Annotated in this window: 13 protein-coding genes; 7 read left to right on the forward strand and 6 right to left on the reverse strand. The window is 58.3% G+C overall.

Going from position 1 to position 14,593, the window contains the following annotated elements:
- Positions 1–44: 44 nt before the first annotated feature.
- From D3871_RS00815 to D3871_RS00830, 4 genes are all read right to left on the reverse strand, one after another.
- Positions 45–761, reverse strand: a complete 717-nt coding sequence (locus D3871_RS00815) for an ABC transporter ATP-binding protein (protein ID WP_119767186.1) — start codon at positions 759–761, stop codon at positions 45–47.
- Positions 762–1,532: an ABC transporter ATP-binding protein gene (locus D3871_RS00820; protein ID WP_119767187.1), complete on the reverse strand. Its 771-nt coding sequence runs from the start codon at positions 1,530–1,532 to the stop codon at positions 762–764. It abuts the gene before it with no gap.
- 260 nt (positions 1,533–1,792) lie between these two features.
- A complete protein-coding gene (locus D3871_RS00825; protein ID WP_119767188.1) occupies positions 1,793–3,469 on the reverse strand; it encodes a GMC family oxidoreductase in 1,677 nt (558 codons plus the stop codon).
- Between the two features lie 306 nt (positions 3,470–3,775).
- On the reverse strand, positions 3,776–5,287 hold the full coding sequence (locus D3871_RS00830; protein WP_119767189.1) for a CoA-acylating methylmalonate-semialdehyde dehydrogenase: 1,512 nt from the start codon (positions 5,285–5,287) through the stop codon (positions 3,776–3,778).
- Between the two features lie 108 nt (positions 5,288–5,395).
- Here D3871_RS00830 and D3871_RS00835 point away from each other — a divergent pair, with 108 nt between their 5' ends.
- Both D3871_RS00835 and D3871_RS00840 read left to right on the forward strand, forming a co-directional pair.
- Complete coding sequence (locus D3871_RS00835; protein WP_119769797.1) at positions 5,396–6,271, forward strand: LysR family transcriptional regulator; 876 nt, start codon at positions 5,396–5,398, stop codon at positions 6,269–6,271.
- A gap of 346 nt (positions 6,272–6,617) precedes the next feature.
- Entirely contained in the window at positions 6,618–7,394 is a 777-nt protein-coding gene (locus tag D3871_RS00840) for a 5'-methylthioadenosine/adenosylhomocysteine nucleosidase (RefSeq protein WP_233575470.1), read from the forward strand.
- Positions 7,395–7,450: 56 nt separating this feature from the next.
- Here D3871_RS00840 and putA read toward each other — a convergent pair whose 3' ends face one another.
- Complete coding sequence (gene putA / locus D3871_RS00845; protein WP_119767190.1) at positions 7,451–11,143, reverse strand: trifunctional transcriptional regulator/proline dehydrogenase/L-glutamate gamma-semialdehyde dehydrogenase; 3,693 nt, start codon at positions 11,141–11,143, stop codon at positions 7,451–7,453.
- Positions 11,144–11,293: 150 nt separating this feature from the next.
- Here putA and D3871_RS00850 point away from each other — a divergent pair, with 150 nt between their 5' ends.
- A complete protein-coding gene (locus tag D3871_RS00850; RefSeq protein WP_057288946.1) occupies positions 11,294–11,752 on the forward strand; it encodes an Lrp/AsnC ligand binding domain-containing protein in 459 nt (152 codons plus the stop codon).
- A 2-nt stretch (positions 11,753–11,754) separates the two neighbouring features.
- On the opposite strand, the gene D3871_RS00855 is transcribed toward D3871_RS00850, so the two are convergent.
- On the reverse strand, positions 11,755–12,729 hold the full coding sequence (locus D3871_RS00855) for a GlxA family transcriptional regulator (protein WP_119767191.1): 975 nt from the start codon (positions 12,727–12,729) through the stop codon (positions 11,755–11,757).
- Positions 12,730–12,823: 94 nt separating this feature from the next.
- Between D3871_RS00855 and D3871_RS00860 the strand changes: the two genes are divergently transcribed.
- The 4 genes from D3871_RS00860 (at position 12,824) to D3871_RS00875 (ending at position 14,569) form a co-directional block, all read left to right on the forward strand.
- The gene (locus D3871_RS00860; RefSeq protein ID WP_119767192.1) at positions 12,824–13,132 is read left to right on the forward strand and encodes a DUF1272 domain-containing protein; all 309 of its coding nucleotides are present in this window, start codon (positions 12,824–12,826) and stop codon (positions 13,130–13,132) included.
- A gap of 142 nt (positions 13,133–13,274) precedes the next feature.
- Positions 13,275–13,463 carry a hypothetical protein gene (locus D3871_RS29690; RefSeq protein ID WP_147376728.1) on the forward strand — a complete coding sequence of 63 codons (189 nt, stop codon included), beginning with the start codon at positions 13,275–13,277 and terminating at the stop codon, positions 13,461–13,463.
- Between the two features lie 384 nt (positions 13,464–13,847).
- A complete protein-coding gene (locus D3871_RS00870) occupies positions 13,848–14,228 on the forward strand; it encodes a response regulator (protein WP_119767194.1) in 381 nt (126 codons plus the stop codon).
- 140 nt (positions 14,229–14,368) lie between these two features.
- Positions 14,369–14,569, forward strand: coding sequence for a hypothetical protein (locus tag D3871_RS00875; RefSeq protein ID WP_119767195.1), 201 nt, complete (start codon positions 14,369–14,371; stop codon positions 14,567–14,569).
- Positions 14,570–14,593: the final 24 nt, after the last annotated feature.

Below are 14,593 nucleotides of genomic sequence, written 5' to 3' on the forward strand. Positions count from 1 at the left end.
GGATCTCCTTTGTTATAAACAACGCCACGCGGTGGCTTGCTTCCTTATACCCCGAGCAGCGAATGCAGCACGGGCATCTTGTTATCCAGTTCGGATGAAGCGAAGCTTTCGACGATCTGCCCATGCTCCATCACATAAAAGCGGTCCGCCAGCGGCGCAGCAAAGCGGAAATTCTGTTCCACCATCACGATGGTGTAACCCTTGGCCTTCAGGGTCGTGATCATGCGCGCCAAAGCCTGCACGATCACCGGCGCCAAACCTTCCGAAATCTCGTCGAGCAGCAGCAGGCGCGCGCCGGTGCGCAGGATACGCGCCACCGCCAGCATTTGCTGCTCGCCGCCCGACAGCCGGGTGCCCTGGCTGGCACGGCGTTCCTTCAGATTCGGGAACATGTCGTAGATTTCCTCGACCGACATGCCCTTGTCGTCTTTCGACACCACCGGCGGCAGTAGCAGGTTTTCTTCGGCCGACAGCGACGAAAAAATACCCCGCTCTTCGGGGCAATAACCTACTCCCAGATGCGCGACCTTATAGGTTGGAAAGCTGATCGCCTCGGTGCCGTGAATCTTGATCGATCCCTTGCGCGCGCCGGTCAAACCCATGATCGCGCGCAGCGTCGTCGTGCGGCCCGCGCCATTGCGGCCGAGCAGTGTCACGACTTCGCCCTGGTTTACCGAGAAATTGACGTCATGCAGGATATGCGACTCGCCATACCAGGCGTGCAGATTGCTGATTTCCAATGCCGCTGTTGAAGCTGCCATTCAATGCGCTCCTTCCAGCGCGCCTGTGGTCGTGCCCATGTACGCTTCCATCACCTGAGGATTGTTCGATACTTCCTGATAGCTGCCTTCAGCCAATACCGCGCCGCGCTGCAAGACCGAGATGCGATCGCTGATGCCGGAAATCACGCTCATATTGTGTTCGACCATCAGGATAGTGCGGCCCTCGGCCACCTTCTTGATCAACGCTGTCACGCGATGCACGTCTTCATGGCCCATGCCCTGCGTCGGTTCATCGAGTAGCATCAATTCAGGCTCCATCGCCAGCGTGGTCGCAATTTCGAGCGCACGCTTGCGGCCATAAGGCAGGTCGACCGTCATCGTATCGGCGAATTTTTCCAGATCGACTTGCGCCAACAAAGCCATTGCACGGTCGTTCAGGGAATTCAGTTTATTTTCGCTTTGCCAGAAGGCGAAGGAATTGCCGAGCGGCCGCTGTAGACCGATGCGTACGTTTTCCAGCACCGTCAGGTGTGGAAACACCGCTGATATCTGGAAGGAACGAATAATGCCCTGGCGCGCGATCTGCGCCGGCTTGGACATCGTGATGTCGTGCCCATTAAAAAGGATCTGTCCGGAAGTCGGGACCAGAAATTTGGTAAGCAGGTTAAAGCAGGTTGTCTTGCCGGCGCCATTGGGGCCGATCAATGCGTGGATATGCCCACGCTGCACCTGCAGGCTGACATTATTGACCGCTGTGAAGCCCTTGAACTCCTTGGTCAACTGCTTCGTCTCCAACACCACATCCGCCATGGGTTCTCCCTTTTGACTGTTATTAGCGCCGCTAAGGCTCTAGCAGAAGGTAATGTATAACGATGATGCACAGTACACAGTACGAGCGGGGGGGTGACAATACGGCAGTGAAATCTTCTGCCGATTGTTTGGCCTGTATCAATGTTCTTTAAGTCTTGATCATGAGCAACTCCGGCCAATGTTAGCACGAAGAAAACAGTGATGTCAGCAAGGCATTTTCAGGCGGCTTGTCTCCTCTTTCATTCGGGTTGTGATCGGCTTCAGACCAAAGCGGTTTCGGGCGTCGGCAATACGATCCGCGACTCCGTTTCGCGGCGCGCAGCCTTGATCCATTCCGCCGCCTTCTCGGCAATCATGATGGTCGGCGAATTCGTATTGCCGGAGGTAATGGTCGGCATCACCGAGGCATCGACCACGCGCAGGCCGCGCACGCCCTTGACGCGCATGCGGCTGTCGACCACGGCAAGCGGATCATCGACACGACCCATCTTGCAGGTGCCGACCGGATGAAAGATCGTGGTGCCGATCTCACCGGCAGCTTTCGCAAGTTCTTCTTCGGTGCGGTAATGCACACCGGGCTTGAATTCTTCCGGCGCGAATTTTTGCAATGCCGGTGCGGCAACAATGGTGCGGGTCAATCCAAGCGCGCTGGCGGCTACCCGGCGGTCTTCGACCGTACTCAGATAATTTGGCGTGATCTTTGGCGGCGCAAATGCATTGGCGGATGCAATCCGGATATGTCCGCGCGCGGTTGGCCGCAGGTTGCATACGCTTGCGGTAAATGCCGGAAATGGATGCAGCGGTTCACCGAAGCGTTCCAGCGACAAGGGTTGCACATGGTATTGCAGGTTGGGTGTCGCCTGCGATGGATCGGATCGGGTGAACGCGCCGAGTTGCGAAGGTGCCATCGACATCGGCCCGCTGCGCGACATCACATATTGCATGCCGATCCGCATCTTGCCGAACCAGTTGTTGGCCATCGTATTGAGCGTTTTCGCTCCCTTGATGCGGAATGCCATGCGCAGTTGCAAATGATCCTGCAGGTTTTCACCGACGCCGGGCAAATCCGCCACCATTGGGATGCCATGCAATTGCAGCAGCGACGCCGGGCCGATGCCCGACAATTGCAGGATTTGCGGCGATCCTACGCTGCCGGCGGTCGAAATCGTTTCTTTCGCGGCTTCGGCAAACCATTCCGTGCCGCCGCCGGTAAATTCGACGCCGGTGCAAAGCTTTCCTTGCGGACCATCCTGGATGCGCAAGCGCTTGACGTGGCAGCCGGTCATGATGTCGAGCTTGCCCTTGCGGCCATTGGCCGATTTCAGGAAGGCGCGCGCGGTGTTCCAGCGCAATCCTTTTTTCTGGTTCACTTCGAAATAACCGCAGCCTTCGTTATCCCCGCGATTGAAATCGTCGACCTTCGGAATACCGACTTGCGCCGCGGCATCGCGGAAAGCATCGAGAATTTCCCATGACAGTCGCTGACGCTCTACGCGCCATTCACCGCCTGCACCATGAAATTCGCCGGCACCCAGATGGTAATCCTCGGATTTCTTGAATATCGGCAACACCTGGTTCCAGCGCCAGCTATCGTCACCGGTCAAGTCGGCCCACAACTCGTAATCCCTGGCTTGGCCACGCATGTAAATCATGCCGTTGATCGAAGAACAGCCGCCCATCACCTTGCCGCGGGGATAAATCAGCGTACGTCCATTCAATCCGCTATCCGCTTCAGTGCGGAACAGCCAGTCGGTACGCGGGTTATCGATGCAATACAGGTAGCCGACCGGGATATGGATCCACATATAGTCATCCTTGCCTCCTGCTTCGAGCAACAGCACCGAAATACCTTCATCCTGCGCGAGCCGGTTGGCCAGCACGCAGCCTGCGCTGCCGGCACCGATGATGATGTAGTCGTATTTTCCTGCGGATTCCATGCTGGGCTCCTGTACTACGTTGTTGTTCTGTTTGCGGCTATGGCCGACGCCAATAATTTTGTGCGGTTTTTTACTTTGTATTTGATATATACAAATAGTAGTAATAGTTAACGCCCGGGGTGCCCTGTGGATAAGCCCATTTATCGCTCTGTAATCAAGTGCTTGCGCCAAGCACAGATGATTGGAAAAGCGGTGTATGGGCAAAGGATGAATTCGGGATAAAAAAATCCTTCCGTGTTTTTCAACAGTTGTCCCGTTTACATCCAGCGGCTGTCCCTAGCGTTATCCACAGGTGGCAGCTTAGCTCTACTTCGCCACCGGCATCGTGAATTCCGCCCCTTTGGCAATCGAATCCGGCCAGCGCTGCATGACCGATTTATAGCGGGTATAGAAGCGGACACCCTCTTCGCCATAGGCATGCGTATCGCCGAACAGGGAACGCTTCCAGCCGCCGAACGAATGCCAGGCCATCGGTACCGGGATCGGCACGTTGATGCCGACCATGCCGACCTCGATGCGACGCGAAAATTCGCGGGCAGTGTTGCCATCCGATGTAAACAGCGACACGCCGTTGCCGAATTCATGCGCATTGATCAATTGCACCGCCGAGGCGAAATCCGGTACGCGGACCACGCACAGCACGGGGCCGAAAATCTCTTCTTTGTAGATGGTCATGTCGGGTGTGACATGGTCGAACAGCGAACCGCCGAGGAAGAAACCATTTTCATGGCCCGCCACCTTCAGGCCGCGACCATCGACCAACAGCTTGGCGCCGGCTTGGACACCATCGGCGATATAGCCTTCGATCTTGGCTTTGTGCTGGGCGGTCACCACCGGTCCCATTTCGGCTGCGGCTTCCATGCCATTCATGACTTGCAAGGCTTTCACGCGCGGAATCAATGCTTCGATCAACTTGTCGGCCACGCTGCCGACCGCCACCGCGACAGAAATCGCCATGCAGCGTTCGCCGGCTGAACCGTAGGCGGCGCCGATCAAGGCATCGACCGCTTGATCGAGATTGGCATCGGGCATCACCACCAGGTGGTTCTTGGCGCCGCCCAGCGCTTGCACGCGCAACGGATACGGACCCTTGCGTTTAGCGCCTTCGGTATAAATGTATTCGGCGATCGGGGTCGAACCGACGAAGGACACCGCATTGACTTGCGGATGATGCAGCAGCGCATCGACCGCAACCTTATCGCCCTGCACCACATTGAATACGCCATCCGGCAAGCCGGCTTGCTTGAACAGCTCGGCCACCATCATCGACGGCGACGGATCGCGTTCCGACGGCTTGAGGATAAAGGTATTGCCGGTGGCAATCGCCATCGGTGCCATCCACATCGGCACCATGAAGGGGAAATTGAAGGGCGTGATGCCGGCGGTCACGCCCAGCGGCTGGCGCAATTGCCAGTTATCGATCCCGCCGCCGATGTTGTCGGTGAACTGGGTCTTCAGCAATTGCGGTATGCCGCAGGCAAATTCGACCACTTCCAGGCCGCGCGTGACCTCGCCTTTCGCATCGGAAAACACCTTGCCATGCTCGCGGGTAATCGCCGCAGCCAGGTCGTCATGGTGTTTCTCGATCAATTCCTTGAACTTCGACAGGATGCGCGCGCGCTTGAGCGGCGCGGTCTCGCCCCATGCCGGCGCTGCAGCATGCGCTGCGGCGACTGCGGTATTGACTTCTTCCTGGCTGGCCAGCACCACTTGCGCGCTCACCGCGCCGGTCGCCGGATTGAACACATCCTGTTTGCGGCCGCTGATCGATTCCACGGTACGGCCACCGATAAAGTGTTGAATGATTTGCTGCGTCATAAGGATTCCTTTGGCATGGTGACGATTTTTTGCCAGCATATCGCCGTCTGCAAGCAAAAGCCAATCAGTTATTATCAACTTGGTATAAGGATCGCTTATGGTGCCCCTATGGATTTGATTCAATTACGTGCTTTTGTCACCGTCGCTCGCGAAGGCAACCTGACGCGGGCCGCCGAACGCCTGCACCTGACCCAGCCGGCGGTCAGCCTGCAAATCAAGTCATTGCAAGCCAGCCTGGCCTTGCAACTGTTCATCCGCACGCCGAGCGGGATGGCATTGACCGACGATGGCGCCAAACTCTTGCCGTTTGCCGAGCGCGTGATGGAAAGCGTGGCCGAATTCCGCCAGGGTGCGGCAGCGCTGCATTCGACCCTGTCCGGCACACTGGCGATCGGCACTATCCTCGATCCCGAATTCATCCGGCTCGGCGCTTTCCTGAAGCGTCTGGTGGAAACCTATCCCCAGCTATCGACCCAGCTGCAGCAAGGCATGTCCGGCTGGGTCTTGCAGCAGGTGAAATCCGGCATGCTGGACGTCGGTTATTACCTCGGCACGCCTACCAAGGAATTCCACTCGCAAACACTGACTTCATTCACCTACAACGTCCTGGCGCCGAAAGGATGGAAGAACCGGGTCGCGGGCAAAGGCTGGGCCGCGCTGGCCAGCCTGCCCTGGATCTGGACGCCGCCGGAATCCGCGCACAACCGGCTGCTGAGCAAAACGTTTGGCGAACATAAGGTTGCGCCGAACAAGGTGGCGCTGGTCGATCAGGAAATGTCGATGCTCGACCTGGTGAAATCCGGTGTCGGGCTGTCTCTGGTGCGCGAATCGATCGCGCTGCGCGAGGCGCATGCACATGGCTTGGTCATCGCCGATGCGGTCAGCCTGTCGACCGAGCTGTCGTTTATCTGCATGGCGAAACGCAAACAGGAACCGGCAATTGCCGCTGCGTTCGCGCTATTGCAGGCTTTGTGGCGCCATTAACGCGTTTTTGGCCTGATTGCGCCGGTGCCTGTGGATAAGTCTCTGGGTATATCCGGGAGCGGCTGGGGATAAGCAAATGAATGTGACCGGAGCGTTTTTTTATCCAAGTTCTGTCCGGATCTCATACAAGCCTTATCACTGTCCTTATACGCGCGCCAAACAACTGATGTAAAAGGCGTTTACCGACTTATCCACAAGAAACGCCTGTTGTTAACTATTACTACTATTCTTATATACAACTACAAGATAAAAAACCGCAAAATCATCATCGACTACGGCCGGCTCACCGCCGGCACCAGCCAAGCCTTGGCACAATTGCCGTTTGATTATTTTTTAAGGATGAAAGATGACAGCATTTCCCATGCGTCTTGGCGTAATCAGCGCCCTGCATCAAGAGCAGGCTGGCTTGATCGAAGCGATGCAGGATAAAACGACGCTGATGCGGGGCATGCGCGAATACACCAGCGGGCGTCTATGGGATATCGACGCGATCTGCGTGCTATCCCGGGTCGGCAAGGTCGCGGCGGCCGCCACTGCAGCCACCCTGATCGAACGCTTTGGAGTCACGCATATCGTGTTTACCGGGGTGGCAGGCGCCACGGACAGCCTGGTCCGGGTCGGTGATATCGTGGTGGCCGATGCGCTGGTCCAGCACGACATGAATGCGGCGCCGCTGTTTCCGCGTTTTGAAGTGCCCTTGCTCGGACAATCGAAGTTTGCCAGCGATCTGGGATTGACCGACCGGCTGGTGGATGTCGCCCAGGCATTCGTGCGTCATGACCTGAAGACGATGATTGACGATGCGGACCGGGCGCAATTCCAGCTTGCGCAGCCGCGCGTGCATCGCGGATTGATGGCCAGCGGCGATGAATTCATCCATAGCCATCATCGGCGCAACGCGTTGCAGACGGAATTTCCGGATTTGCTGGCGGTAGAGATGGAAGGCGCGGCCGTGGCGCAAGTGTGCTTTGAATTCGGCGTGCCGTTCGCGGTGGTGCGCACGATCTCCGACGGCGCCAATGAAGGCGCGCCGCAGGATTTCATGCAATTCATTGAACGGGTCGCGGCCCGCTATGCATACGGCGTGGTAAGGCGTTTGTGCATGGGACGTTTGCAGCCGTGAAGAGATTGCGGTGACTGAGCTGAAGCAGCCACCGTTTGAGCAGCAATGCTATGTGATCATGCGCCCAGCGTCATCAGGCTCGCGTTGCCGCCCGCTGCCGTGGTATTGACGCACAGCGCGCGCTCGGCGACCAGACGCCACAAGGCCACCGGTTCGCTATCCCGCGTCTCGACCACCGGCACCAGCGCGCCGTCGCGTGCCGCCAGCAATGGCAGCATGGCCGGCATTGCTGCGCTGTCGACCAGCGCAACCTGTAACGCAGTATCGGCCAGTTCGTTATCGCGTATGGACCTGGTTGCGGCGTGCACCTCGGCCGGCAAGCCCGTGGGCAAGAGGTGCGCCACATGGGCGGGAATCACCGCCGTGTTGCCCGTCGCAAAAACCGCCGCAAGCTGGTTCAGCAAGCCATCGACGCTGTCGGCGCAGCACAGGACGGCGCCGCGTGGCGCAAATGACAAGGTATTGCGCTCCCCGGTCGGTCCCGGCAATACCAGCGAGGTATCGAGCAGCGTTGCATGGGCATAGGTATCGGCCAGTAGCGCAATCCGTTCATGTCCATGCTTGCCGGCCCAGGCCAGCAGGCTGTCGAACACCGGACCGGCCGATGCGCGATCCTTGGAATGGATGGTATGCGACGCACGCGTGACGACCGCGTTGTGCTGCAGGCGCTTCAGGTAGAGCGGACCGCCGGCTTTCGGACCGGTACCGGACTTGCCTTCGCCGCCGAACGGTTGCACTCCGACCACCGCGCCGACGATATTGCGGTTGACGTAGATATTGCCGACATGGGCGCGCGACGAAATGAAATCGATGGTTTCATCGATGCGCGAATGCACGCCCAGCGTCAAACCATAACCGCTGGCATTGATCGCATTCAGCAAGGTCGGCAATTCATCGCGCCGGTAGCGCAATACATGCAGCACCGGGCCGAACACTTCGCGTTGCAACTCGGCTAAAGACGCGATTTCGATCACGGTCGGCGGCACGAAAGTGCCATGTGTGCAGGCGGCAGGCAGGCGCAACTGATGCACCTTGTTGCCCTGCGAGCGCATGCGATCGATGTGACGCAACAGGTTTTGTTGTGCTTCTTCGTCGATGACGGGGCCGATATCGGTCGCCAGCCGGTCGGGATTGGCGAGCCGGAGTTCCTGCATCGCGCCTTTGAGCATTGCGAGCGTCTTGTCGGCGATATCGGCTTGCAGGCACAGCACGCGCAATGCCGAACAACGCTGGCCGGCACTGTCGAATGCGGAACTGAGCACATCGGTGACCACTTGTTCCGGCAAGGCGCTCGAATCGACGATCATCGCATTTTGTCCACCGGTTTCTGCGATCAGCGGAATTTCCCGACCCTCGCGTGCCGCCCGCTGCGCCAGCACCCGATTGATCAATTGCGCGACTTCGGTTGAACCGGTGAAGATGACGCCGCGCACGCGCTCATCGGCTGTGAGTTTTGCACCGACCACATCGCCCCGGCCCGGCAGGAATTGCAGCGCGCCACGCGGTACGCCGGCTTCGTGCAGCAATTGCACCGCGCGATGCGCGATCAACGGCGTCTGTTCGGCCGGTTTGGCCAGCACCACATTGCCGGCCGCCAGCGCCGCGCTGACTTCACCGACAAAGATCGCGAGCGGAAAATTCCACGGGCTGATGCACACCACCGGGCCGAGTGCGGCGGCATTCGGTGTCTGCGTGATTTCGGCGGCGTAATAGCGCAGGAAATCGACTGCTTCGCGTACTTCGGCAATCGCATTGGGCAGCGATTTTCCGGCTTCGCGAATGGCGAGCGCCATCAGTTCCAGCTGATGTTCTTCCAGCAGGTCGGCCGCGCGGAACAAGGCTTGCGCGCGCGCCGCCGGCGGCATGGTTTGCCAGTCGACCGCGTAGGTTTGCGCGGCTGCCAATGCGTATTCAACCTGAGCTGCATCTGCCTCGATCACGCGGCCAACCAGGTCGCGCCGGTCGGCCGGATTGCGGATGTCTTGCGGCTGGCCGCTCACTTCTTCCACCTCTGCGAGCAAGGGCGCAGCGCTCCACTGCTGCTGCGCAAAGCGGGCAAATACCGTATCGATATGGCGCAATGCATCTTCATTGCTCAGATCCATGCCGGCCGAATTCTTTCTTTCGGCGCCGAACATGTCGACAGGTAGCGGAATATTCGGATGCATCGCACCCTTCAGACCGGCGGCGACATCCAGCGGGTCGGCGATCAAGCTATCGATGGCGACATTTTCATCGACGATCTGGTTGACAAAGGAAGAGTTCGCGCCGTTTTCCAGCAAGCGGCGCACCAGATACGCGAGCAGGGTTTCATGCGAGCCGACCGGCGCATAAATGCGGCAGGGCTTGCCGAGCTTGTCGCTGCCGACCACCTGGTCGTACAAGGTTTCGCCCATCCCGTGCAGGCACTGGAATTCGTAATCGGTGACGCCGCGCTCCTGTGCCCAGGTATAGATCGACGACAGGGTGTGCGCATTGTGCGTCGCGAACTGTGGATAGATCACATCGGTCGCTGCCAGCAGCTTTTGCGCGCACACCAGGTAAGACACATCGGTATAGACCTTGCGCGTATAGACCGGGTAACCCGGCATGCCATCGACTTGCGCACGCTTGATTTCCGCATCCCAGTAAGCGCCCTTCACCAGCCGCACCATGAACTTGCGGCCGCTGCGCCGCGCCAGGTCGGCCAGGTAGTCGATCACATACGGGCAACGTTTTTGATACGCCTGCACCACGAAACCGATGCCCTCGAAGCCGGCCAGGTCTGCGTCATGCGCCAGCGCTTCCATCAAGTCTAGCGACAGTTCGAGACGGTCTGCTTCCTCCGCATCGATATTCAAGCCAATGTTGTATTGCTTGGCCAGCAAGATCAATTGCTTCAGGCGCGGCAACAATTCATTCATCGTGCGTACCCGTTGCGCGCGCGAATAGCGCGGGTGCAGTGCCGACAGCTTGACTGAAATGCCGGGACCGTTCTTGATGCCGCGGCCGTTCGACGCGCGGCCGATTGCATGGATCGCGCGTTCATAGGCGGCATAGTATTTCGCCGCATCTTCTTCGGTCAGGGCCGCTTCGCCCAGCATGTCGTAGGAATAACGATAACCGCGCTTTTCATTGTCGCGGCTGTTGTCCAGCGCTTCATCGATGGTCTGGCCGGTGACGAACTGGTTGCCCAGCATACGCATGGCAAGATCGACGCCCTTGCGGATCAGCGGTTCGCCGCCCTTGGCGATCAGCTTGGTCAGCGCCGAACCGAGTCCCTGCTCGCTATTGGTGCCGACCAGCTTGCCGGTGATCAGCAAGCCCCAGGTCGCCGCATTGACGAACAGCGACGGCGATTCGCCCAGATGCCGGCGCCAGTCGCCCTTGCTGATCTTGTCGGCAATCAGGCGGTCCGCGGTCTGATGGTCGGGAATACGCAGCAGCGCTTCGGCCAGGCACATCAAGGCCACGCCTTCTTCGGACGAAAGCGAAAATTCATGCATCAGCGCATCGACGCCCGAGGCGCGGGTGCGTTTTTCGCGCACCGCTTCCACCAGGCTGCGCGCCAGTTTTTGCGTTTGCGCCTTGGCGGCCGCGCCGGTGCGGGCCTGGCCCAGCAGCCATTGCACGGCGTCGGCTTCGTCGCGCCGATAAGCAGCGGTAATGGCGGCACGCAAGGAAGAAGGCGTATGCTCAATGTCTGTATGGAACGCGGAAAACGGGACGGCTGGGGAATCGGAAACTACCTGGTCGATGGCGGTAAGCATGGCGTAGGATCGAATCAAAAGATCTCGGAAAAAATAATGATTCGATTGTAGGGAGGATCGATATGGATTAATTCTGGAAATATGATCCGCTATCAGAATTTTGTATTTTGTGGGAAAATCGCGCCAAATTAAATTTTTCACCCGCCCATCATGCTAGACAAGATCAGCAAGAAAATTCTCTCGGAATTGCAGAACGACGGACGCATCAGCAACGTGGAACTGGCGTCGCGCGTCAACCTGTCGCCGGCTGCCTGTCTGGAGCGGGTGCGCAAGCTGCAGGAAGCCGGCTATATCGTCAACTACACGGCCCAGCTCAATCCCCAACTGCTCGATGTGTCCTTGTTGGTCTTCATCGAAGTTGTGCTTGACCGCACCACGCCGGAAGTATTCGAAGCATTCAAGCGCAGCGTGCAAGTGATCCCGGAAGTACAGGAATGCCATATGGTGGCGGGCGGCTTCGATTATCTGGTCAAGGCACGGGTCAAGGACATGAATGCCTACCGCGAATTCCTGGGCAAATCCTTGCTGCAACTGAAAGGCGTGCGTGAAACGCATACCTATGCCGTGATGGAAGAAGTCAAAAACACCACTAAGCTGCCGATACGCTAAGCCTATTCTGGACTGACGCCGCGCCGCTGCGTCTGCCGGAACAGCATTGGCGAGATGCCGAAGCGCCGTTCGAAGGCTTTTGACAAGCGCGCCGCGCTGCCAAAACCGGTCTCCGCCGCCACCTGCTTGAGGCCGTAAGGCAACAACAGCAAATTCCTCGCCCGGTCGAGCCGCAGCGTTTCGACAAAACGTGCCGGGGTATCGCCCACACTCTGGGTGAAATGGCGATGAAAACTGCGTTCCGACATGGCCATGCGCGCCGCCAGCTGGGCTATATCGAGCGGCTCGTCCAGATGCGTACTCATCCAGTCGATCAACTCCGCATACGGTGTATCCGCCTGCCGCCGCGCTTGCAGCAACGGGCTGAATTGCGACTGGTAGCCGGGCCGGCGCGCATACAGTACCAGCCGCTCGGCGATGCGATTGGCCGCCGCCGCTCCCAAATCCCGTTCCACAATTGCCAGACACATGTCGATGCCGGTTGTCACGCCGGCCGAAGTCCATACCTTGCCATCTTCCACATAGAGCGCCGCATCATCGACCGCCAGTTCTGGAAAACCGTCGGCGAGCAGTGAGCAAGCCGACCAATGGGTGGTCACACGCTTGCCGTGGAGCAGGCCCAGGCGTGCCAGCAGCAGCGCACCGGTACAGATCGAGCCGTAGCGCCCAGCCGCCATACTAGCCCGCGTCAGCCAGCGGGCTAGCGCACGATGCTCGGCCAGTTGCAGCAAGGCGTCTTCATCGCCGCCCGCGACCAGCAACAGGTCGATCGCGTTCGCCGGCAGGCGGCGGATCGGTTGGCTGACGATGTCGAGCGCACTGCTGCTTTTTATCGCACCGCCGCCGGCGGATACGATATGCACCTTGTAAAAAGGCGTGGCGCAGGCATCGTTGGCCGCTGCAAATACCGCGGCAGGACCGCTGACATCAAGGATTTGCACGCCGTCGTAGACCAGAATGGCAATGGAAACAGGCATTGGCAGAATTTAGCGTAATTCTGTCATTTCTGCCAAATCACCGCGGCGTTAAGATGGCTGTATTCCATCTCTTCAACTTCAATTTGCGACCGCCATGCTTGAACTCAGACCTAGCTGCGAACACTGCAATACCGCACTGCCACCCGAATCCACCGACGCAATGATATGCAGTTTTGAATGCACCTTTTGCACGCACTGCGCAATGGAGGTGCTCGACCATGTTTGCCCCAATTGCGGCGGTAACTTCACTGCGCGTCCGATACGTCCGGCACGGGATTGGAAAGGTGGAAATTTTCTCGGCACCTACCCGGCAACAACGACGGTCAAGTACCGTCCGGTCGATGTGGCTGCGCATAAGCTGTTGCTGGAAAAACTGGCCGACATTGCCCCCTGGAAGCGCTAGCGAAAAACGTGTACATCGTCGCAAGCGCACCGCCATGCATCGCATCATGCGCTTTGCGTTCGCTCAACAGCATCTCCATCGCAATTCTGTAAAACACAAGACAGGCCATACGGCTAACCGGTTGAGTATGCGGGAGTATGCGATGACATGGATCCATGCAATACCTTGGCACTGGCTGGAATCGCTCGCAATGGTGTTGTTCTGGGGATTGGTGATCGTGCTGGCCTTGGTACCGATCAACTATTTGCGTGAACAGCTCGAGGCTGTCGACTCGCCGCCTGCATCGGCTGCGGATGACACATCGACCACGCATGAGCATGGCTCTACCTGATAACGGCGCGTCGGAAGTGCTCGAGCCTTGCCATATATGTCGAACCAGTGATGGTTACGGCCATGGTGGCCGGCGCATGCATGGGCCGGTAGCCGCCCTGCATTGACCGCATCCTGTTTTACCTTCCGATACACCCTTTGACTAAACGCAAGCGCGGGGCAAATTGCGGACATTGCGGATTGTCATTGCTGACTGATTTGGCAAAATACCCCGCGCGCTTTTGCACATTGGTGCTTCACCTTATCAATGCAACAATATTCATGTAACGTCAGGCGGTAATCAGATGCAGGTCTTTTCACCTATTTTGTCTTTTCGACTTTCGCTTTCCGATTTCGTGAACAGCGGCCTGCGCGGCTGCATGCACACGACACCGGAAGGTGCCGAATGATTTCAGTGCTATTGCGCATTCTGGTGGTAGAGGATGACCAGGCCTTGCTTGCCGTACTCTGCGACATGCTCGGAAGCCTGGGATACTGCGCCGTCGGTGTCAGCTGCGCGGAAGATGCGCTTGAACAGCTGCGCAGCGCCAGCTTCCATGTACTGCTTTCCGATATCAACCTTCCCGGTATGTCCGGTCTGGAACTGGCGGCGACCGCTGTCGCGATGGCGCCGGGAATCAGCGTCGTCTTTTCATCCGGCTATGGTTATCTGCTGACGGACAAGCTTCAGTTCGAGTTCCAGCTGCTGCACAAACCCTATCATTTGCAGGAACTGGCGCGCGTGCTTCGCGCGTCGATCAAGCATCTTTCCAACGCCGCACAGTGAATGCGCCGGCAGCATCGCCGGAGCAAATCCGGGATGTCACCGAAACGTCATCCAATCTTCATTTGCAGGTCACAAATCGTCCGTAGCATCTCGGCCGTAAAGCGAGCAGTTGCTCTTAGTCCAGATGCGAAGGAAGCACCATGAGCCCCGATATTGTCATCGTCAGGGAAGGCGACGGTTACCGCCTGTTGCATGGCCACCTGCGCCTGGCCAATGAATTGGGCCAGTCCGGTGCAGTCGACGTCGAGGTGCGCGGTGAAGGACGGGTAAGCATCGTCAGACACCGTAGCGAGTATGAAGTGCATCGCGATGGTCAGCGCCTGCCGCTTTACCGGCAATAGGAAAACCATGCGTCCTATTGTTTG

The sequence above is a fragment of the Noviherbaspirillum saxi genome, assembly GCF_003591035.1.
Classification (GTDB): Bacteria; Pseudomonadota; Gammaproteobacteria; order Burkholderiales; family Burkholderiaceae_D; genus Noviherbaspirillum; species Noviherbaspirillum saxi.

Bases quoted from the DNA above. Each gene is read 5' to 3' on its own strand.
- D3871_RS29690 (WP_147376728.1), top strand. From the start codon at position 13,275: ATGACATGGATCCATGCAATACCTTGGCACTGGCTGGAATCGCTCGCA.
- D3871_RS00820 (WP_119767187.1), bottom strand. From the start codon at position 1,532: ATGGCGGATGTGGTGTTGGAGACGAAGCAGTTGACCAAGGAGTTCAAG.
- D3871_RS00835 (WP_119769797.1), top strand. From the start codon at position 5,396: ATGGATTTGATTCAATTACGTGCTTTTGTCACCGTCGCTCGCGAAGGC.
- D3871_RS00825 (WP_119767188.1), bottom strand. From the start codon at position 3,469: ATGGAATCCGCAGGAAAATACGACTACATCATCATCGGTGCCGGCAGC.
- D3871_RS00830 (WP_119767189.1), bottom strand. From the start codon at position 5,287: ATGACGCAGCAAATCATTCAACACTTTATCGGTGGCCGTACCGTGGAA.
- D3871_RS00875 (WP_119767195.1), top strand. From the start codon at position 14,369: ATGAGCCCCGATATTGTCATCGTCAGGGAAGGCGACGGTTACCGCCTG.
- D3871_RS00870 (WP_119767194.1), top strand. From the start codon at position 13,848: ATGATTTCAGTGCTATTGCGCATTCTGGTGGTAGAGGATGACCAGGCC.
- D3871_RS00815 (WP_119767186.1), bottom strand. From the start codon at position 761: ATGGCAGCTTCAACAGCGGCATTGGAAATCAGCAATCTGCACGCCTGG.
- D3871_RS00855 (WP_119767191.1), bottom strand. From the start codon at position 12,729: ATGCCTGTTTCCATTGCCATTCTGGTCTACGACGGCGTGCAAATCCTT.
- D3871_RS00840 (WP_233575470.1), top strand. From the start codon at position 6,618: ATGACAGCATTTCCCATGCGTCTTGGCGTAATCAGCGCCCTGCATCAA.
- D3871_RS00850 (WP_057288946.1), top strand. From the start codon at position 11,294: ATGCTAGACAAGATCAGCAAGAAAATTCTCTCGGAATTGCAGAACGAC.
- putA (WP_119767190.1), bottom strand. From the start codon at position 11,143: ATGCTTACCGCCATCGACCAGGTAGTTTCCGATTCCCCAGCCGTCCCG.
- D3871_RS00860 (WP_119767192.1), top strand. From the start codon at position 12,824: ATGCTTGAACTCAGACCTAGCTGCGAACACTGCAATACCGCACTGCCA.